The following is a 19055-nucleotide window of genomic DNA, read 5'->3' as shown; positions in this document are numbered from 1 at the left end:
CCAATCGGACAGTAGTCCGCCTAGCGGCCAACCGGTTGAACGTCGCGATTGTGAGCCCGTTCACAGTGAAACGTCAAGGTGCCAGTTGTTGCGCGGAGGGTCAACTCATGGCCAAGATGAAACCGTACGGACAACCGTCCGCTAGGCGGACACATTGAGAGGAGCTGGCGAGTGGCGGAGAACAACGGGCCACTGAAGGGCATCCTGGTGGCCGACTTCTCCCGGATCCTCGCCGGTCCCTACGCGACCATGCTGCTCGCGGACCTGGGCGCCGACGTGGTCAAGGTCGAGGGCCCGAGTGGAGACGACACCCGCACCTGGATGCCACCCGTGCGCGGCGGCGTCGCGACGTACTACCTCGGCATCAACCGCAACAAGCGGTCGATCGCCCTGGACCTGCGCGACCCTGACGACCTGACCGCCGCCCGCGAGCTGGCCCGGCGGGCCGACGTGATGATCGAGAACTTCAAGCCGGGCGGGCTCGCGCGGTTCGGCCTCGACTACGACACGGTGTCCACCGGCAACGCCGGCATCGTCTACGCGTCGATCAGCGGCTTCGGCTCGGGCGTCGGAGCGTCGATCCCGGGCTACGACCTGATGGTGCAGGCGATCTCCGGCCTGATGAGCCTGACCGGCGACGCGGACGGTCCGCCGTACCGGGCCGGCATCTCGGTCTTCGACGTGATGGCCGGACTGCACGCCAACATCGGCATCCTGGCCGCGCTGCACCACCGGGGCGAGTCCGGGCGCGGCCAGCACATCGAGGTCAACCTGCTGTCGTCCGCGCTGTCGGGCCTGGTCAACCACAGCAGTGCGGTGGTCGCCGGCGACACCGTGCCGTTCCGGATGGGCAACGCGCACCCCAGCCTGTTCCCGTACGAGCCGCTGCCCACCGCCGACGGCGACCTGATCGTCATCGCCGGCAACGACGGGCAGTTCCGCAAGCTCTGCCAGGTGCTCGGTGTCCCCGAGCTGACCGACGACCCGCGGTTCGCACGCAACCAGGACCGCACCGCCAACCGCGAGGCACTGCGCCCGCTGCTGGTCGCGAAGTTGCGCACCCGCACCAAGGACGAGTGGTTCCGCGACCTGATCGCGGCCGGCGTGCCCTGCGCGCCGATCAACACGCTCGACCGCGGGGTCGACTATGCCGAGGAGCTCGGCCTCGCGCCGGTGGTCGAGGTCGGCGAGGGCGCGGCGGCGGTGCCCAGCGTGCGCAACCCGATCACGTTTTCCGCGACGCCGCCCCGCTACGAACTGCCGCCCCCGGGGCTCGACGAACACGGTGAGGAGATCCGCGCATGGCTGAGGAGCTGAGTTTCGGCACCGCGATCGGCACGTCCGACGCGACCCACATCTCGCTGCTGGGGCAGGACCTGGCCGCCGACCTGATGGGCAAGGTCGGCTTCGGCGAGCTCGCCTTCTGGCTGGTTGCCCAGCGCCGCCCGACACCCGCGGAGACCCGGGTGTTCGAGACGGTGCTGGTCGCGCTGGCCGACCACGGCTTCACGCCGACGGCCATCGCCGCCCGGCTGACCTACCTGAGCGCACCCGAGTCGATCCAGGGCGCGCTGGCAGCCGGGCTGCTCGGCGGCGGCTCCCGCTTTCTCGGTGTGACCGAGGACTGTGGACGGTTTCTGGCTCTCACGCTCGCCTCGGCGGAGCTCCCTACCACTGACGCGGGCTTCGACGAGCTGGCCCGGGTCGCCGTCACCGAAGCCCGCGCGGCCAAGCGGTTCGTGCCGGGTCTCGGCCATCCGGTGCACAAGGAGCAGGACCCGCGCACGCCGGTGCTGATCGGCATCGCCCGTGAGGAAGGCCTGGAGGGCCCGCATCTGAGGCTGTTCCAGGCGATCGGCCGCGTGCATCCGGAGATCCTGGGGCGCACGCTGCCGCTCAACGGCGCGGGCGTGGCCGGCGCCGCGCTCGCCGACCTCGGGCTGCCGGTCGACCTGCTGCGCGGCTTCGCGCTGCTGGCCCGCGCCGCCGGCCTGCTCGGTCACCTCGCCGAGGAGCAGCGCAACCCCATCGGCATGGACGTCTACACCACGGTCGACCGGCACGCCCGGTACGAACCTCGATCCTGAGAGGAGCGGCATGGCCAACGTCGTCGCGGTCATCGCCTCCACCCATCACCCGTTCTACTACCGCGCGAGCAACGCGACCGGCGCTGACCGGCCTCCGTTCGCCGACGAGTGGGTGCGCAAGATCCTTGCGTTCCGGGAGACGCTGACCCGGGCCAACCCGGACGTGTTGGTGATGGTCGGCTCCGACCACTTCCACCAGCTCTGGCTCGACAACATGCCGCAGTTCCTGGTCGGCAAGGCGCCGTTCTACGACGCGAACTGGCACAACGAGGAACGCGAGTTCGGCCTGCCGAAGATGCTGCTGCGCGGGCAGGAAGACCTGTCCGGCCACATCCTGCGCGCCGGCCTCGACGCGGGCTTCGACCTGGCGTTCAGCAACGAGCTGCGGATCGACCACAGCATCACCTGCCCGATCATCACGCTGCGACCCGAGGCCGACCTGCCGATCGTGCCGATCTACACGAACATCTTCGCGCCGCCGCTGCCGCAGCCGAAGCGCTTCGTCCAACTCGGACAGACGATCCGCGAGCTGGTCGAGTCGTGGCCGAACGACCTGCGGGTCGCCATCATCGGCACCGGGCACCTGTCGCTGGAGCTCGGTGGTCCGCGCCAGTTCGGCCCGCACGGCCCGGATCCCGAGTTCGACCAGCGGGCGATCGAGTGGATCGCCAACGGCGACCTGGACGGCGCCCTGGCCGAGGTGACGCTGGAGAGCCTGCACAAGCCGGGCAACGCCACACATGGCTTCATGGACTTCATGCTGATGATGGGCGTAGCGGGCGCCGGGGTGCGGGCCGACTACGCCGACTCGCTGGACCTGTTCCACACGATGGAGGCCTACTTCACCTGGTACCCGAACGGAGCGCCGGCATGAGCAAATACTTGCTCGACAAGTTCCTGTTCACCGTCGACCGCGACCCCGACCTGGTGGAGCGCTACCGGGAGGACCCGGTCGGCACGGTCACCTGGTGGGAGGCGGAGATCGCCAACTCGCTGCTCAACAGCCACAGCGGGGAGGACAGCACCTGGCTGCGCTTCGACGAGGTCGAACGGGCAGCACTGTCCACACACGACTATGTACGACTGTTCGAGCTCGGCGCGCACCCGTTCCTCACGCTGACCTTGTTCATCGCGCTGTTCGAGCGCGACTACGCCGAACCGCTGGCCTTCCAGAAGGAGTACGCGGCCCGGCTCGCCCACTTCAACCTGCCCTACCCCGACATCGCGACATGAGCGTTCAGCGCGCTGCCGTCGTCGATCCTCCCGGGCGACCGCCGCGGGTGCTCGACCGTGCCGTGCCACTGGCCGGCGAGGGGCAGGTCCGCATCGCGGTCACCGCGGCGCCGATCACCCCGCTCGACCTGCTCTGCGCGTCCGGCACCTCGTACTTCGGCGTGCCGGCCAGCCCGTACGTGCCCGGTGTCCAGGGTGTCGGCCGGCTCGACGACGGCACGCCGGTCTGGTTCCCCACCGACGCGGGCATGAAGCCGGGCGACGGCAGCATGGCCGAGCACGCGGTGGTGCCGGCCACCGACGTGGCCATGCTGCCCGAAGCCGTCGACCACCACCTGGTCGCCGCGCTGGGGCTGTCGGCGGTGGCGGCCTGGCACGCGCTGACCGGCCGCGGCCAGTTGGTCGCCGGCGAGCAGGTGCTGGTGCTCGGCGCGGGCGGCGTGGTCGGCCAGGCGGCGATCCAGATCGCCAAGCTGCACGGCGCCCGCCGGGTGCTCGCCGCCGCCCGCTCGACCGCCGCGCAGGAGCGCGCACACCGGGCCGGCGCCGACGGGGTGGTCGCGGTCTACCCGGACGACGACGTCGACACGCTGGCTCGGCGCCTGGGCGACGCCGCCGACGGGCCGGTCGACCTGGTGCTCGACCCGATCTTCGGCGTCGCGGCCGCGGCGGCGCTGCGCGTGCTCGGCATCGGTGGCCGGCTGGTCAACCTGGGCAGCGCGGCGGCCGAAACGGCGCCGTTGCACTCGGCGACCATCCGCAGCCGGTCGCTGCGGGTGCTCGGCTACACCAACAGCGAACTGACCCCGGCGCAGCAGGCCCACACGGTCAGCGAGCTCGCGGGACACATCGCCGCCGGCCGACTCACCGTCGCATTCGAGGCGGTGCCGCTCGAAGCGGTGGCCGACGCTTGGCAACGCCAGGCCGCGGGCAATGTCCCGGGCCGGATCGTCCTGACGATCTAGGACCGGGGATACGGCCGGGCCGTCCCCCGTCGAGCCCGGCCGTATCCCCTCACTTGTCGAACGGGAACCCGGCCTCGAAGAGGTCGAGGGCCCGACCCATCCGGTCGAGCGAGAAGTCGTGCTCTTCGTCCAGGACGCCGAGGATGGTGCCGACCACCGCACCGGCGAACGCCCGGCTCTCGATGTCGCCCCGCGGCCGTCCCAGCCGCTCGGCGACGCCGTCCGCGAGCATCGCGATCGTCCGCTGCAACTCGTCGAGCTGGGCGGCGCGCAGCTCGGGCACCGACCGGATCAGCCTTTGCCTGGCCTGCTCCCGGTCGAACTGCTCCGGGCTCAGGTCGGCGAAGGCCTGCTCCATCGACCGGCGCAACGCGGTCAGCACGGGCAGCTCGGCCGGTTGCTCCTGGAACGACCGGATCATGATCGGGTCGAGGTCGTCGACCAGGACGAGCTGTTCCTTCGACGGGAAGTACCGGAAGAACGTGCTCGGCGAGATCTCGGCGGCTTCCGCGATCTGCTCGACGGTCGTCTCGCCGTAGCCCTTCTCGGCGAACAGCCGCATGGCCTGTTCGCGGATGGTGGCCCGGGTCCGCAGCTTCTTGCGCTCGCGGAGCCCGAGCCCCATCTCTTGTTCAGCCGGCATGCACTGATTCTGTCACCGGCGCCGGGCCGGGCACCGGCAGCCGCTCGGGCTGGGCCGGTGCGGCGGGGCGGCGGGGCAGCAGCCAGAACGCGATCACGGCGGCCAGCGCGCAGAACGCGACACAGACCCACAGCGTCTGGTTCATCCCGTTGACGAAGGCCGTGCGTACGGTGTCCAGCAACACCACGTCGCCCTTTTCCGAGGCCACTGCGACGCCGGCCGAGACGCTGTCGGAGATCGGCTTGGCCGCGGCACCGCCGAGTCCCGCCTGGTAGCCGGCGCTGAGCACCGTGCCGAGCACCGCGACGCCGATGGTGCCGCCGGCCTGGCGCAGCGCCTGGATCACGGCCGAGCCGGAACCGGCCCGCTCGACCGAGAGAGCGTCCATCGCGGCACCCATGCTCGCCGGCATCGCCAGCCCCATCCCCATGCCGAGCAACGCGATCCAGGTGGCGGTCCACCCGTACCCGGTGCCGACCGTTGTCATCGCACCCAGCCCCAGCGCCACCGTGAGCAGCACGAACCCCGTGCCGATCAGTGGCCCCGAGCCGAGCACGCGGCCCAGGCGACCACCGACGCGGGTGCCGACCAGCAGGCCGCCGATCATCGGCAGCAGCCGCACGCCGGTGCCCAGCGCGGTGGCGCCGCCGACGGCCTGGAGGAACTGCGGCACCAGGAAGAGCAGGCCGAACATCGCGAAGTTGATCACCGTGGCCAGACCCGATCCGAGGGTGAAGCCACGGCTGCGGAACAGGGCCAGGTCGATCAGCGGGTACGCCGCCCGGCGTTGCCGCACGACGAACAGCGCCAGCAGCGCGAACCCGGCGGCGACCAGCCCCCAGTCGCCGAGGTCGGACCACCCGTCCTGCCCGATCCGGATGAAGCCGTAGGTGAGCCCGAGCAGCCCGGCGGAGGAGAGCAGGATGCCCGGCAGGTCGGTCGGGCGGGAGTCGTTGCCCCGGGACTCGGGCACGAACAGCGCGACGGCGAGCACGCCGACCAGCACCAACGGCACGTTGATCAGGAAGATCGAACCCCACCAGAAGTGGTCGAGCAGCCAGCCGCCGAGGATCGGGCCGAGGGGCAGGCCGATCGCGGTCGAGGTGACCCAGATGGTCAGGGCTCGGCCACGCTCGCGGCTGTCCGGGAACAGCACCGGCAGCACGGCCATGGAGAGCGGCATCATGATCGCGGCGCCGAGCCCGAGGGCGGCGCGGGCGGCGATCAGGGTCTCGGCGCTGCCGGCGTAGGCACAGAGCACCGAAGCGGCGCCGAAGAGCACCAACGCGCCCAGCAGCAAGCGCTTGCGGCCGAAGCGGTCGCCGAGCGAGCCCGCCGGCAGCAACACGGCGGCGAGGACCAGCGTGTAGGCCGAGGCGAACCACTGGAGCTGCGCGTTCGACGCGTCGAGGTCGACCGCGAGGGTCGGCACCGCGACGGTGAGCACCGTGGTGTCGAGACCGATGGTGAGCATCGCGACGGACAGCGCCGCGAGCGCTAGCCATCGGCTGGAACGAGACGTCGGCAACCCGACCACCCCCGAATGTAGAAGTTTCTCTCAAGTGAGAGTAACTCCTACATTCGAGAGGCCGTCAAGTTGTATCGACTCTCAGCTTCTACTCAGGCTGGCGACACCCGCGGCGTCGTCCACTGCGCCTGCGAGTCCGGGATCTCGACAATCTGGCGACCGAGCGGCCAGAAGGCGGCCGGCACCAGCTTGAAGTTGGCGATGCCGAACGGGATGCCGATGATCGTCAGGCACAGCGCGATGCCCTGGACGATGTGCGTGAGCGCCAGCCACCAGCCGGCCACGATCGCCCAGATCACGTTGCCGACGTCGCTTGCCACACCAGACGTCGGCCGCGTGACCAGAGTGCGACCGAAGGGCCAGAGTGAGTAGTTGGCCAGGCGCAGCGCGGCGATGCCGAACGGAATCGTTACAATCAGCGCGAAACAGATCAGAGCCGCCAGTCCGTAGACCAGGGCCAGCACGATTCCGCTACCGAAGATCAGCCATAGGACGTTCAGAATAAAGCGGATCATCCTCACATCATGCGCCCCCGACACCGCCTCTCGGACGTGCATCGGAATCTGTAAATAGTTCGATGTCGTAGTAGGGTCCGGACATGTCGGATGCACAACCGCCGATCAAGCTCGCGTCCACTGTGGATAAGCCGGCCGACCTGCCGGCGTTCGACGACGAGGAGCGCCCCGCCCGGGTGCTCACCGGCTGGATCGGTTGGGGCGTCGCGGCCGTAGCGTTCGCGGTCGCCGTGCTCGTGCTCACCCAGGTCTTCCGCCCGTTGCCACAGGGCAGCCAGTACTACCTCATCATCTTCCTGGCCGGCACCCTGCCACTGGTCTTCCTGGCGTACCGCAGCGGTTGGCGAGACCGGCGCCACGACCGACCCACCGTCCTCGACTGGGTGCTGGCCGCGCTGACCGTCGGCGTGTGCCTCTATCCCGTGCTCGGCGGCTACAACGCGTTCCTGGACCGGCAGGGTCTGCTCGAACCCACCGACGTCGCGATGGGCGCGGTGCTGCTCGTGCTCGTCGTCGAGGCGTGCCGGCGGACCACCGGCTGGGTGCTGCCGTTGGTCTGCCTGCTGTTCCTCGGGTACGGCTACTACGGCGGGCTGCTGCCGCAGAGCTGGTCGATCGCGCACGCGGGCCTCGACTTCAGCCAGATCGTCGACGCGCTCTACAACTCCGGCAGCGGTTTCTACGGCACACCGCTCGACGTCGCCGCGTCCTACGTCGTGCTGTTCACCATCTACGGCGCGGTGCTCGACCTCTCCGGCGCCGGCCGGTTCTTCGTCAACCTCTCGGTCGCCGCGTTCCGGCGGTCCCGCAGCGCCGCCGGCCGCACCGCGGTGGCGTCCGGCTTCCTGCTCGGCACGGTGTCCGGCTCCGGCACCGCGACCGCGGTCAGCGTCGGCGCGGTCACCTGGCCGATCCTGCGCCGCGCGGGCTATCCACCGGAACAGGCGGGCGGCATGCTCGCGGCGGCCGGCGTCGGGGCGATCCTGTCACCACCGACCCTGGGCGCGGCCGCCTTCATCGTCGCCGAGTACCTCGAGGTCTCCTACCTGGTCGTGCTGGGCTGGGCGATGATCCCCACGGTCCTCTACTACCTCGGCATCCTGCTCGCGGTCGAGATCGACGCCCGCCGGTTCCGGGTCCGCCCGGTGGACCTGACCGTGCCGTCGGCGTGGCGGCTGCTGGCCCGCTTCGGCTACCACTTCTCCTCGCTGGTCGTCATCGTCGTGCTGCTCGCCATCGGCCTGTCCGCGACGAAGGCGGTGGTCTACGCGACCGCGCTGGCGTTCCTGCTGTCGTTCCTGGACCGCCCGAACGCCCTGACCCCGCGCCGGCTGTTCGAGGCACTGGCCAACGGCGTACGCGGCGTGCTGCCGGTGGCGGCGGTCTGCGCGGCGGCCGGCATCATCACCGCGATCACCACCAAGACCGGCCTGGGCGCCCAACTCGCGTCGCTGCTGGTGCGGGCGGCCGAGGCGATGGCCGACAACCGCACGGTGGTGCTGGCGCTGACGGTGGTGCTGGCGGCGGTGGCGCTCGCGCTGCTGGGCCTCGCGGTGCCGGTGACCGCCTCGTTCATCATCGGCTGGGTGATCATCGGCCCGGCGTTGCTGGCCCTCGACGTGCCGGCACCGGCCGCGGCGATGTTCGTCTTCTACTACTCGGTGCTCTCCGAGGTCACCCCGCCGACGGCGCTGGCCGCGGTGGGTGCGGCGGCGATCACCGGCGGGCGCACGGTGCCGACGATGTGGCAGGCGCTGAAGTACGCGCTGCCGGCGTTCCTCGTGCCGATCGCGTTCGTGCTGACCGAGCCAGGTGAATACCTGCTGGCCCGCGGCCCGTGGCTGGGCGTCGTGTGGACCACGTTGGCCGCGTGCGCCGCCGTGGCGGCCCTAGCCGTCGCCTCCGGCGGTTGGCTGCTCGGCGTCGGCCGGGCCACCGCGGTCCCGCGGGTGCTGGCCGGGCTCGCCGGCCTGCTGCTGCTCTACCTGCACCCGATTTCGATCAGCATCGCCGCCGTCCTGTTGCTCGGCACAGCCGCCCTGGTCGCCTGGCAGCGGCGGGCCGAGACCTCCACCGACGCAACACCTGTCGAACCGGCGCACCTGGAGAAGGAGTCCACATGAGACGCACGACCACGATCTGGTCCGCCGCCCTTGTCCTCGGCCTCGGTATCGCGTTGGCGGGCTGTGGTGGGCGGCAGGACGTCGCCGGCACCGACACCGGTGGCGACGTGAGCTGCGAGGTCACGACCGACACCCGGATCGGGATCGCGACCGGCAACTCGACCGGGGTCTACTTCGCGCTCGGCAACGCGTACGCGGAGCAGCTCTCGGTCGCGACCAACCAGAAGGTGAAGGGGACCGCGGCGGAGACCGGCGCGTCCGTGCAGAACATCCAGCAGTTGGTCGGCGGCACCTATCAGGTGGCGTTCTCGTTGGCCGACACGGCCGCCGACGCAGTGCAGGGCAAGGGCAGCTTCACGGCGCCGCAGCCGATCCAGGCGCTGGCCCGGATCTACACCAACTACACCCAGGTGGTCGTGCGCAAGGACGCCGGCATCACCACCGTCGCCGACCTGCGGGGCAAGTCCGTCTCCACCGGCTCGCCGAAGTCCGGCACCGAGGTCATCGCCAACCGGCTGCTCCAGTCGGCGGGTCTCGACCCGGCCAAGGACGTCAAGGCGCAGCGGCTCGACCTCCAGAAGACGGTCGACGGCATGAAGGACGGCTCGATCGACGCGATGTTCTGGTCCGGCGGGCTGCCCACGCCGGGCATCACCGACCTGTTCACGACGAGCCGGGACAAGGTGGCGTTCGTCGACATCACGCCGCTGCTGCCGGAGATGAACAAGGTCAGTCCGGCGTACGAGGCCGGCTCGATCCCGGCCGCCACCTACGCCCTGCCGGCCGACGCGAAGACGATCGTGGTGCCGAACCTGCTGCTGGTGAAGGACGACCTGGACGCCAACGTCGCCTGCGTGCTGACCAAGGCCCTGTTCGACCGCAAGCCGCAGCTCGAACAGGCCAACGCGGCCGCCAAGGAGATCAGCCTCGACACCGCGCGCGAGACCGACCCGGTCACCCTGCACCGCGGCGCGGACAAGGCGCTGGCCGACCTCGGCGCTCCCGCCTAGGCGGTGGCGCCGGTGCCGGCGAGGAAGCCGAAGACGCCGTCCGGGTCGTACGCCCGGACGGCGTCGCGCAACCGGTCGGCGTTGCTGCCGAAATACGCCCGGGCCGGATTGTCGAGCAAGGGGTCCGGGAAGTTCGGGTAGACGCCGCCCGTGCCGGCCGGGTGCGTGAGCTGCCATGACCGGTCGAGCCAGTCCCGGGCCGCCACCCGGTCGTCCGCCTCGGCGTCGGCCGCCACCGCCGCGCTCTGCTTGAGCAGGAACCGCTCGGATCGGTGCGGGAACGCCGTGGCGCTCGGCGCGACCCGGTTGTAAGCGCCGGCCCACGGCGTGAAGTCGAGCTCCCGCTCCTCCCCCGGCCGCCGGTCGCTGGTCAGCAGCGCGACGAGGGTCTCGAGGGTCTCGCCATCGAGCGGGCGGGCGAAGAACTCCGACCGGCTGTACGCGTGTGCGTCGGCCCGGCGCGGCACGCCGTGCACGTCGAGGTCGGCCAGCAGCCGCTTGGTCTCCCGGTGCGGCGCGCGCTGGTGGGTCTGGGTCGCGGCGGGCTCGCCGACCCGGTCGACGAACTCCTCGAGCAGCGCGACGTCGGCCTCCTCGGTGCCGTGCGCCGCACCGAAGAAGCTGGTGACGGGCATCAGCGCGGGGTCGGCCGGGGTGGACACCACCAGGCTGGCGGCCATCGTGTCGGGCGCGGCCGGCGCCCAGAGCTGCCACGCGGCCAGCACGGCCGGCAGGTGCTCGGGCTCCCAGGTGAAGTGGAACGAGGTCATCGACGGCGCGGGCAGCGAGGCGAAGACCAGCGAGGTGACCACGCCGATCGTGCCGTTGCCGCCGCCGCGCAGCGCCCAGAACAGCTCGGGCTCGAGCTCGGCGTCGCAGTCGACGATGCGGCCGTCGGCGAGCACCACCCGGGCCGCGCGCAGGGCGTCACAGGTCAACCCGTGCGCCCGGCCGAGCACCCCGAGCCCGCCGCCGAGAGTTAGCCCGGCGATGCCGACCCCCGGCCCGCAGCCGGCCGGAATGGTCACGGCGGCCGGCGCCAGCCTGTCGTAGATCGCACCGAGCCGCGCACCGGCGCCGACCCGGACGAGCCGGTCGGTGCTGCCGTTGCCGTTGGCCGCGCCGTCCAGGAAGGACACACCGTCGATCCGGCTCAGGTCGAGCACCATGCCTTCGGTCGACGAGGTGCCCTCGAACGAGTGCCCACCTCCCCGCACCGCGATGGGCAGCCCGGCCGAACGGGCGAAGGCGAGCGAGACCGCCACGTCGGCGTCGGCCGCGCACTGCACCACGGCCTGCGGCCGAAGATGATGGAAGCGGGCGATCGCGGGCCGGTGGACAGCCTCGTAACCGGCGTCCGTGGGCAGCACCACCTCGCCCCGAATGTGGTTGCGCAACGCCGACCAGTCGGGCTCCACGGTCACCTCCGGATGCGGCGGCACGTCAACTCAGCAGGGCCAGCGCGACCTTCACGGGTAGCTTTTCGATGAGTGCATCGAAGGTGGTCTCGCCACGGCACCACCGCCGGAACATACGCCAACCAGGCGGGCTCGCCAAGACCGCATGGAACGCCCAGGGGCGCTTGGTAAAAGTCGCCATCAACCGCCGTCCGGCCCGCATTTCGGCACCAAGCGCCGCTTCGATCGCCGTTTCGTAGCCGTCGAGGTCGCCGCTCCCGGCGTGCCGGCCGGCGATCGCGCCCGAACGGGTGGCGAAGCTGATCCCTTCGCGGGTCCACGGTTCGAGCAACCCGGCGGCGTCGCCCGCGACGATCACCCGGTCCCGCCGCAAAGGTGAGTCGGGCGCACGTACCCGGGTCAGATGCCCCGAGTCCTCGACCGGGGTGATCCCGCCGAGCCCGAACCGGTCGACGAGCGCCTTCAGGTACGTCCGGGTCCGATCGCCACTGCCGCGCGCGGCGATGACGCCGACGGTCAGCGTGTCGTCTTTCGGGAAGACCCAGCCGTACGAGCCGGGAATCGGGCCCCAGTCGAGCAGCACCCGGCCGCGCCACTGTGGACGAAGGTTGGCGGGGATCGGCAGCTCGACCTCCAGGCCGAGGTCCACCTGGCTGTACTCGACGCCGACGTGCCGCGCGGTGACGCCGGAGGACCCGTCCGCGCCGATCACGGTCCGCGCGGTCACCTCTTCGCCGTCGGCCAGGCGCAGGCGCACGCCGTCGGTGTCCTGCTCGATGCCGCGCACACCGACGCCCTGCCGCACCTGCGCACCCGCGTCGGCGGCCGCGGCCCGCAGCCGGTCGTCGAACTCCGTGCGCCGCACCAGTGCCAGCACCGGCCCGTCGACCGAGGTGCGGACGAACTCCCGCCGCCCGTCGAGGGTGACCGCCATCGTCGCGGTCCGGTCCGCGGCCGGGATCGTGATGCGCCCCTCGACCTGATCGATGCTGGTGCCGATCAGCCCACCGCCGCAGGTCTTGTAACGCGGGTGCACCGCCTTCTCGATGACCAGGGTGCGCGCCCCGGCCTGGGCCGCCTCGTACGCGGCCGAGAGGCCGGCCGGGCCGCCGCCGATGATCGCCACGTCCCATGCCGTCATGATCGAAAATTCTAACCGGCGGTCGCGCGGGCGATCCGCGCACCGACCCGGCGCAGGTGGTCGACCAGTTCGACGGGCTCGTGCACGGTGAAGTCGCAGCCGAGCGAGGTCAGCCGGAAGGCCAGCCAGTCGACCGTGTCGCCCGGGCTGGTCCATCGGCAGGAGTGCTCGTCCAGCGGCTCCAGCGTGCCGGCCGCGTCGCCGAGCCGGCTCGCCGCCTGCGCCGCGGGAAGCTGGATGACGGCCGACGCCGCGTACACCGGTGCGAGATCATGAAGCTGGCTCGTGACGAACGCCGCGGCGTCGTCGACCGGAAGCTCGCGCGGCGGCACGCGTACCCCCGTGGACTTGGTGTTGTCGATCCGGTCGGCGCGGAACGTGCGCCAGTCGTGGCGCTCGTTGTCGTAGCCGACCAGATACCACCGGCGCCCGGTCATCACCAGTCGGTGTGGCTCGACGAGCCGCTGGCTCGGGATGCCGTCCTGGTCGTGGTAGTCGAAGTTGACCCGCTCGTTGCTGGCCGCCGCGGCCGCCAGCGCGGTGAGCTGCTCGGGGTCGACCAGCGCGGTGTCGGTCGGCGCGGTCGCCGCGGTCAGCACCCCGACCCGTTGCCGCAACCGGGTGGGCAACACCTGCTGAAGCTTGGCCAGCGCCCGCACCGAGGCGTCGGCGATGCCGGCGACCGGCTGGCGGGCGGTGGTGCGCAACCCGACCGCGATCGCCACGGCCTCGTCGTCGTCGAGCAGCAGGGGTGGCATCGCGGCTCCCGCGGCGAGCCGGTAACCACCGCCGGCGCCCATCGTGGCCTCGACCGGGTAGCCGAGCTCGCGCAGCCGCTCGATGTCGCGGCGCACTGTGCGGTGGCTGACGCCGAGACGTTCGGCGAGCTCGCTCCCGGGCCACTCGCGCGGCATCTGGAGCAGGGACAACAGGCGGAGTAGTCGACCTGGCGTGTCCGTCACGGCACTCATCATGCCCTATGAACTAGGACCGTGGGTGACCTAGTTGGGTCGTAGCGTGAACGCATGACAAATGTCGTACCTGAGGGTTATCACACAATCACCCCTTGGCTCATCAACCGCGAGGCCGGAAAAGTCATCGATTTCCTCCTGGCGGTGTTCGACGGGAAAGAAATCGGCCGCATGGAGTTCGACGGCGTGATCGGCCACGCCGAGGTCCGGATCGGCGACTCGGTGGTGATGCTCTTCGACAGCCGCCCACATTGGCCAGCCACGCCGGGCTTCCTGCGGCTCTACGTCGCCGACGACGCGTCGGTGCTGCGGCGGGCGGTGGAACGCGGCGCCACGGTGGTGACGTCGCCGACGGAGCTCTTCTTCGGTGACCGGGTGAGCCGCTTCCGGGACCCGTTCGGAAACGTCTACTGGATCCACCAACACCTGCTCGACGTGACACCGGAACTGGCCGAACAACGACTGGCCGAACCCAGGTTCACCGAAGCGATGGCGTACGTGGCGAGCGCCGACCTGTTCGGACCCGGAGGCCAGTAGGCCCTTACCGTCGTCCGCCGTACGGCCGATGCCCCGGGGTTCTTGGGCCATGCGAACATGCCCTCGACTGTTGATCAACGGGGAGTTGTCGATGTCCAGTTCTCGAAGCGCCGGGCGGCGCGCGTTCCTCAAACGTGGCGGTGCCGTGGCCGCCGGTGCGGTAACCGGCGCGGTCGTCGTCGGCGGACCGGCCAAGGCCGCGCCAGGCGACGAAGTCATTCTCGGGGCGGCCACGTCCGCCGGCACCGAGACCACGACGTTGCAGCCCTCGCAGCCGCAAGAGCAGACGCTGCTGCTCGAGAACACGAACGGCCCTGCTCTGCGGCTCGCGGCCACGCCGGAATCCGCGTTCCCCGACGTCTACCAGAGTCCGCCCGGCACCGTGCTGGTCGACGGCGTGGGCGACATGTGGAACCGCTCCGCCGATGGCCTTCAGTGGGGTTGGGTCTGGTCCACGGCTTGGGCGCAGACGTCCGTGTCGATCGACCCGGTGCGGGTGCTCGACACCCGCACGGCGCAGGGGCGCACCGCGATCGTGTCGAACCGGTCCGCCCTCGACTCCGCCGGCCGGTTGCGCGGCGGGCAGTCGATCGTGGTCAGTCTCGACGCCTACGTGTCCAACGGCCAAGCGTTGAAGGGCAACCTCGCGGCCGTCGACACGACCGGCGGCGGCTACCTGACCATGTGGGGAAGCGGGCCGCGGCCGACGGCCTCGTCGCTCAACTGGTGGGCCAAGGACCAGGTCATCTCGGCGTTCGTGTTCGTGGCTCTCGGCGCCGATGACGGTGGTCGCAACGTCGTCGCCATCTACTCCAACACCACCACTCATGTGCTGCTGGACGTCACGAGTCTGGTCGTCGCCCACCCGAGCCAGGTCAAGGTCGGCGACCAGCCGGCCGCGTTGCCCGGTCTGGCCGCGCGCCGGACCGCCGCCGCACCCGAGATCCACTGAGCCGGGAGGAACGAGAATGAGCGACGGCGATCCGGTCCTGGCAGGACAGGCCAACACGAGCCGCAGCACGACCATCCACAGCACGGGCACCGAGGCGACGCTGACCGTCGTCAACAACCAGGGGCCGGCCCTGCAACTGGTGCCAGGTTTCGAGCGCACCGACCGGCCGGACCCCGGCACCCTCGCCCCCAACCAGACGGGCCTCTCGGTCAGTTACACCCTCCCGACCGACCCGTCGCCCGCGACGACGAACATCCTGATGAGCGGCAACGCCCTGATGCCGGTGGCGACGCCGCCCACCCGCGTCCTCGACACCCGAAACGCGGCCGGCCGCGCCCGCCTGCTCGAGGGCCGCGGCGACATCGACTCTCAAGGCCGGGCAGTCGGGGGTGCGTTCTTCGTCATCGACCTCGGCGGGCTCGTCCGCGGCGCGCAGGGCCTGTTCGCGACCGTCACCGCCACGAAGACGATCAGCAGCGGGTACGCCACGGTGTGGGGCACCGGCGAATGGCCGGGAACGTCGACGATCAACTGGTGGGACAAGGGCCAGGTGATCTCCAACGGCGTACTCAGCGAGTCCGGCTGGTACGAGGTGAACGGCACGACCTACAACGACGTCGTCGCCGTGTACGTCTCTTCGACGGCCGGGATCGTCCTCGACGTGACCGGTTTCCTCGTCCCCGACCCGCTGTACGTGACAGCCGCGAGCGGCCGGTCCGCCGCCGCATCGGACGTCAGGACCACCGCAGGTGCCACTGCGGGCGCGGCGACTGCTGCCCGCCGGCCCGAGCACAGGCTCGTGCGCCCATGACCGAGACGAACGACGGGAGACTGGTACACGTGGACAAGGCGACGACCCGACGCCGGCTGCTGCGAGCCGGAGCGGCGGCGGGCGCCGGTGCGGTCGCGGCCGGCGTCGTCGCGGTGGACCCGGCGCACGCGGCGCCCGGCGACGCGGTGCTGCTCGGCCTGGAGAACGACGGCGGCGCCAGCGGCACCACGCTCACCGGCGGCGACAAGCTGAACGGCGCGCTCGCGGTGGCGAGCAAGGTGCGGGTCGTGCCGACCCCGCTCGACCGGATCCCGCTCGACGCCCCCATCGGCACGCTGGCCACCACCGCCGACGGAGACGTCATGGTCGCGGGCCCCAACGGCCCCGCGTGGTTGCACACCGACCGATGGTCCAATGTGACCTCCGCGATGCGCCCGATCCGCGTCCTCGACACCCGCAAGCACTTCGGTGTCGTCCTGTCCGGCGAGGAGTACATCGACGGCAACGGCCGCGTCGCGGGAGGCCGCACCATCGTCGTCAGGCTCGACGACTACGTCGGGGACCTCTACAGCCAGCGCACGATCTCGGTCTACATCAACCTCACGGTCACCCGCACGGTCCAGCGGGGCTACGTCACGACGCACAACCCGCTAAAGCCCCGCCCGGCGACCTCGTCGCTCAACTACTCGGGCCCGAACCAGACCATCGCCAACCTGGTCGAGGTGACGGTCAACATGCTCCCGCAGAGCACCCAGAGCGCGTTCGCCCTCTTCGTGAGCTCCCCCGCCGCCATCATCGCGGACGTCTGCGGCCTCACCACCAGATGGCCGATGGGCCGCTGACCCGCTAAGCGGTTAGCCGGGGGTCGTGGGTAACGGCCTCCGGCTTCGGGTCGATGCCCTTGCGCACTGTCTCCAACAGCGCCATTCCCTGTGCTGCCAGCGATGCGACCACGCTGTTGAGGCCCTCCGCTCCGTTGAGGACGGTCAGGTTGGCGCCCTGCAGGCCCTGGGCTGCCGAGCGGAGCAGGTCCGGCAGTTGCTGGATGACTAGCTGGTCCAGGGCGATCCGATCCTCGGCCGCGGCCGCTTCGGCGGACAGTTTGGTCGCGTCGGCATGGGCACGCGCCAGTGTGGTGATCCGCTCGGCCTCGGCCTGCGCCGGTCGGACGACTTCCGCGACCAGTTCGACCTGGCGCAGCTCGGCGTACTTCTGCGCGACCAGCGCGCGTTCGACCAGCACGCTCTGCTGCGCCTGGGCGGCGGCCAGCGGGCCGGCCTGGGCGGCCGTCTGCTGGGCCTGGTCGATCTCGGCCTGGTAATGCGCCTGCTTGATGGCCGTCTGGCGGGCGTACTCGGCCTGGTTGCGCACGCTCTCCTGCTGCGCCATCGCGCTGGCCTGGTCGGCGATCGCCTGTGCCACCTTGGCTTCCTGGTTGACCCTCGCCTGATGCGGTGCGGCGAGCGCCCTGATGTAGCCGGCGCCCTTGTCGTCGATGCTGCTGATCTGGAGTGAGTCGACGTCCAGGCCGATGCGGGCCATCTCGGTCTTGCTCGCGTCGACGATCGCGTCGGCCAGCGTCTGCTGCTCACGGATGATCGCCTCGACCGTCATGCTGCCGATGATGCTGCGCAGATGGCCGCTGAAGATCCGGCCGACCAGGATCGGCATCTGCGACTGGTCGCCCTGGAACCGGCGGGCCGCGGCCGCGATCGACTCGTGGTCGTCGCCGACCTTGAACGCGATGACGGACCGGACAGCCAAGGTCAAACCCTGCTGGGTGAAACAGTCCTCCTCGACCTCGGCCTCCTGCATCGCCAAGCTGAGGCGGGAGGCCCTGGACAGAATCGGCACGACGAAGGCGCCGTGCCCCGTGACAATCTTGAACGGCAGCGCATCCGCTCCGCGCTGCTTGCGTCCACTGATCAGCAGCGCTTCGTTGGGTGCGGGAACGCGATAACCGAACATCGCTGTGGCCTTTCTAGAGGTCCATGGGAGACCAGGGTTCGACGTCGACCTGCCGCGCGCCGCGGTAGTGGATGACGAGCACGTGAGCGCCGATCGGAATCGGCACGACGGCGTACGCGAGGTAGTGGTGACGTGCGCCCTGGGCCACGATCCGGATCTCCCCGGCCCGGTCTCCGCCACGAACGGCGGTGACCACCACGCCGACCTTGCCGACCAGTGCCTGACCGCGCACCGTAGCTCCCCTGCCGTCACCTGGACGCCTGTGCTCCCGATTGTGCACCCGCGAAGATCCTCGGCACCGAGCGTGCGATTTCTTGACGAAATCCATACGGGCTAGGCGTTCCGGCAGAAGTCCGGGTTCTCGGGGAGTGGATCGAAACCAGCGGAGATGTACGTGGCGACGGCGGCGAAGTTGTCGCTCGCAGTGCAGACGGTCGCGCTCGAGGAGCCGAGCTCTCGTAGCGCGGCCGCGGCGGCGAGGGTGATGGCTCTGCCGTGGCCACGGCCCCGGTGTTCGCGGTGCACGCCCATGGGTTCGAGCAATCCGGGCCGGCCGGGGCCGGCCGACCACACCGTCACCGCTGCCACCGCACTGCCCTGGTCGTCGTAGCCGACCAGACAGCGAGCGTCGGAGTAGGCCCCGCCCGCCATCGCGTGCCAGCGCTCGTCGGTGAACGTCGACCTGTCGAACGACGCTCGCTGCATGGCGACCCGCACCTGCGCCTGCTCCGGCCCGATCGTCTCGATCCGCAGGCCCGGCTCCCGCACCGGAGCGGTGAGGTCGCGACTCAGCGGCGCCCTCAGCTCGCCGGGCTTCCAGCCGTCCTCGGCCAGCAGGTCTTTGACCAGGGCGCCCTGCGGCGCCTCCACTGCGACCAGCGCACCTAGCGAAGGCTGGTTCAGGTCCGCGACCACCTGCCGCGCCAACTCCTCGTCACGCATCGCGTCCGGCGCCGTCGTCATCCGCAGCAACGTGGCACCGTCGAGCAGGCCGATGGCGAGCAGGCGCCCGTCGCGGCTCCAGGTGCGGACCGCGGCGGCCGTCGCGTCCGCGCCGAACCGCCAGAACCAGCCGAGGTCACCGGGATGCAACTGCATCGGCGCGCCTTCGTGCTGCCACTCCCGCAGCACACCGACGACCTCGCGCAACCCGTCGACATCCGGCATGGCCAACTCAATCGTCATGCCGCGA

20 protein-coding genes are annotated in these 19055 nt (G+C 70.7%); 11 read left to right on the top strand and 9 right to left on the bottom strand.

Annotation, left to right across the window (positions count from 1 at the left end):
- Positions 1 to 171 precede the first annotated feature (171 nt).
- From BLV39_RS04220 to BLV39_RS04200, 5 genes are read left to right on the top strand one after another with little or no spacing between them, the layout of a single operon-like run.
- Entirely contained in the window at positions 172 to 1317 is a 1146-nt protein-coding gene (locus BLV39_RS04220; RefSeq protein WP_239083697.1) for a CaiB/BaiF CoA transferase family protein, read from the top strand.
- The gene (locus BLV39_RS04215; RefSeq protein ID WP_090787441.1) at positions 1302 to 2087 is read left to right on the top strand and encodes a citryl-CoA lyase; all 786 of its coding nucleotides are present in this window, start codon (positions 1302 to 1304) and stop codon (positions 2085 to 2087) included. The genes BLV39_RS04220 and BLV39_RS04215 overlap by 16 nt, the downstream gene beginning before the upstream one ends.
- Positions 2088 to 2097: 10 nt before the next feature.
- Positions 2098 to 2961, top strand: coding sequence for a DODA-type extradiol aromatic ring-opening family dioxygenase (locus BLV39_RS04210; RefSeq protein ID WP_090787439.1), 864 nt, complete (start codon positions 2098 to 2100; stop codon positions 2959 to 2961).
- Positions 2958 to 3320: a hypothetical protein gene (locus tag BLV39_RS04205; RefSeq protein WP_090787436.1), complete on the top strand. Its 363-nt coding sequence runs from the start codon at positions 2958 to 2960 to the stop codon at positions 3318 to 3320. Before BLV39_RS04210 ends, BLV39_RS04205 begins: the two co-directional genes overlap by 4 nt.
- A complete protein-coding gene (locus BLV39_RS04200) occupies positions 3317 to 4285 on the top strand; it encodes a quinone oxidoreductase family protein (protein ID WP_090787433.1) in 969 nt (322 codons plus the stop codon). Before BLV39_RS04205 ends, BLV39_RS04200 begins: the two co-directional genes overlap by 4 nt.
- Before the next feature lie 49 nt (positions 4286 to 4334).
- Here the strand turns inward: BLV39_RS04200 and BLV39_RS04195 are convergent, their stop codons facing one another.
- The 3 genes from BLV39_RS04195 to BLV39_RS04185 form a co-directional block, all read right to left on the bottom strand.
- Positions 4335 to 4928, bottom strand: a complete 594-nt coding sequence (locus tag BLV39_RS04195) for an acyl-CoA-like ligand-binding transcription factor (protein WP_239083696.1) — start codon at positions 4926 to 4928, stop codon at positions 4335 to 4337.
- On the bottom strand, positions 4918 to 6456 hold the full coding sequence (locus tag BLV39_RS04190) for an MFS transporter (protein ID WP_090791112.1): 1539 nt from the start codon (positions 6454 to 6456) through the stop codon (positions 4918 to 4920). Before BLV39_RS04190 ends, BLV39_RS04195 begins: the two co-directional genes overlap by 11 nt.
- Positions 6457 to 6548: 92 nt before the next feature.
- Positions 6549 to 6971, bottom strand: a complete 423-nt coding sequence (locus BLV39_RS04185; protein WP_090787427.1) for a YccF domain-containing protein — start codon at positions 6969 to 6971, stop codon at positions 6549 to 6551.
- A gap of 83 nt (positions 6972 to 7054) precedes the next feature.
- Between BLV39_RS04185 and BLV39_RS04180 the strand changes: the two genes are divergently transcribed.
- Both BLV39_RS04180 and BLV39_RS04175 read left to right on the top strand, forming a co-directional pair.
- Positions 7055 to 9094 carry a TRAP transporter permease gene (locus BLV39_RS04180; RefSeq protein WP_090787424.1) on the top strand — a complete coding sequence of 680 codons (2040 nt, stop codon included), beginning with the start codon at positions 7055 to 7057 and terminating at the stop codon, positions 9092 to 9094.
- Positions 9091 to 10104, top strand: a complete 1014-nt coding sequence (locus tag BLV39_RS04175; protein WP_090787421.1) for a TAXI family TRAP transporter solute-binding subunit — start codon at positions 9091 to 9093, stop codon at positions 10102 to 10104. Before BLV39_RS04180 ends, BLV39_RS04175 begins: the two co-directional genes overlap by 4 nt.
- Here the strand turns inward: BLV39_RS04175 and BLV39_RS04170 are convergent.
- Genes BLV39_RS04170 through BLV39_RS04160 form a run of 3 tightly spaced genes read right to left on the bottom strand, consistent with a single transcriptional unit; the run spans position 10101 to position 13625 of the window.
- Entirely contained in the window at positions 10101 to 11528 is a 1428-nt protein-coding gene (locus BLV39_RS04170; RefSeq protein ID WP_176984758.1) for an FAD-binding oxidoreductase, read from the bottom strand. The genes BLV39_RS04175 and BLV39_RS04170 overlap by 4 nt on opposite strands.
- Positions 11529 to 11547: 19 nt before the next feature.
- Complete coding sequence (locus tag BLV39_RS04165; RefSeq protein ID WP_090787415.1) at positions 11548 to 12663, bottom strand: geranylgeranyl reductase family protein; 1116 nt, start codon at positions 12661 to 12663, stop codon at positions 11548 to 11550.
- 11 nt (positions 12664 to 12674) lie between these two features.
- The gene (locus BLV39_RS04160; RefSeq protein WP_090791111.1) at positions 12675 to 13625 is read right to left on the bottom strand and encodes a helix-turn-helix transcriptional regulator; all 951 of its coding nucleotides are present in this window, start codon (positions 13623 to 13625) and stop codon (positions 12675 to 12677) included.
- Between the two features lie 63 nt (positions 13626 to 13688).
- On the opposite strand from BLV39_RS04160, the gene BLV39_RS04155 reads away from it, so the two are divergent.
- The 4 genes from BLV39_RS04155 (at position 13689) to BLV39_RS04140 (ending at position 16737) form a co-directional block, all read left to right on the top strand.
- Positions 13689 to 14171: a VOC family protein gene (locus BLV39_RS04155; protein ID WP_090787412.1), complete on the top strand. Its 483-nt coding sequence runs from the start codon at positions 13689 to 13691 to the stop codon at positions 14169 to 14171.
- A gap of 91 nt (positions 14172 to 14262) precedes the next feature.
- Positions 14263 to 15123, top strand: coding sequence for a hypothetical protein (locus tag BLV39_RS04150; RefSeq protein WP_143049636.1), 861 nt, complete (start codon positions 14263 to 14265; stop codon positions 15121 to 15123).
- A gap of 16 nt (positions 15124 to 15139) precedes the next feature.
- Positions 15140 to 15934, top strand: coding sequence for a hypothetical protein (locus BLV39_RS04145; RefSeq protein ID WP_090787406.1), 795 nt, complete (start codon positions 15140 to 15142; stop codon positions 15932 to 15934).
- Positions 15935 to 15963: 29 nt separating this feature from the next.
- Positions 15964 to 16737 carry a hypothetical protein gene (locus BLV39_RS04140; RefSeq protein WP_090787403.1) on the top strand — a complete coding sequence of 258 codons (774 nt, stop codon included), beginning with the start codon at positions 15964 to 15966 and terminating at the stop codon, positions 16735 to 16737.
- Positions 16738 to 16741: 4 nt separating this feature from the next.
- Here BLV39_RS04140 and BLV39_RS04135 read toward each other — a convergent pair whose 3' ends face one another.
- From BLV39_RS04135 to BLV39_RS04125, 3 genes are all read right to left on the bottom strand, one after another.
- Positions 16742 to 17863 (bottom strand): SPFH domain-containing protein, encoded by a 1122-nt coding sequence (locus BLV39_RS04135; protein WP_090787400.1) that lies wholly within the window; start codon positions 17861 to 17863, stop codon positions 16742 to 16744.
- Between the two features lie 13 nt (positions 17864 to 17876).
- The gene (locus tag BLV39_RS04130) at positions 17877 to 18095 is read right to left on the bottom strand and encodes a hypothetical protein (RefSeq protein WP_090787397.1); all 219 of its coding nucleotides are present in this window, start codon (positions 18093 to 18095) and stop codon (positions 17877 to 17879) included.
- A gap of 101 nt (positions 18096 to 18196) precedes the next feature.
- Positions 18197 to 19048: a GNAT family N-acetyltransferase gene (locus BLV39_RS04125; protein ID WP_090791110.1), complete on the bottom strand. Its 852-nt coding sequence runs from the start codon at positions 19046 to 19048 to the stop codon at positions 18197 to 18199.
- Positions 19049 to 19055 lie beyond the last annotated feature (7 nt).

The organism is Asanoa ishikariensis, from assembly GCF_900107455.1.
Classification (GTDB): domain Bacteria; phylum Actinomycetota; class Actinomycetes; order Mycobacteriales; family Micromonosporaceae; genus Asanoa; species Asanoa ishikariensis.
Note: the sequence above shows the minus strand (reverse complement) of the source record. Positions and strands in the feature narration are given on the sequence as shown.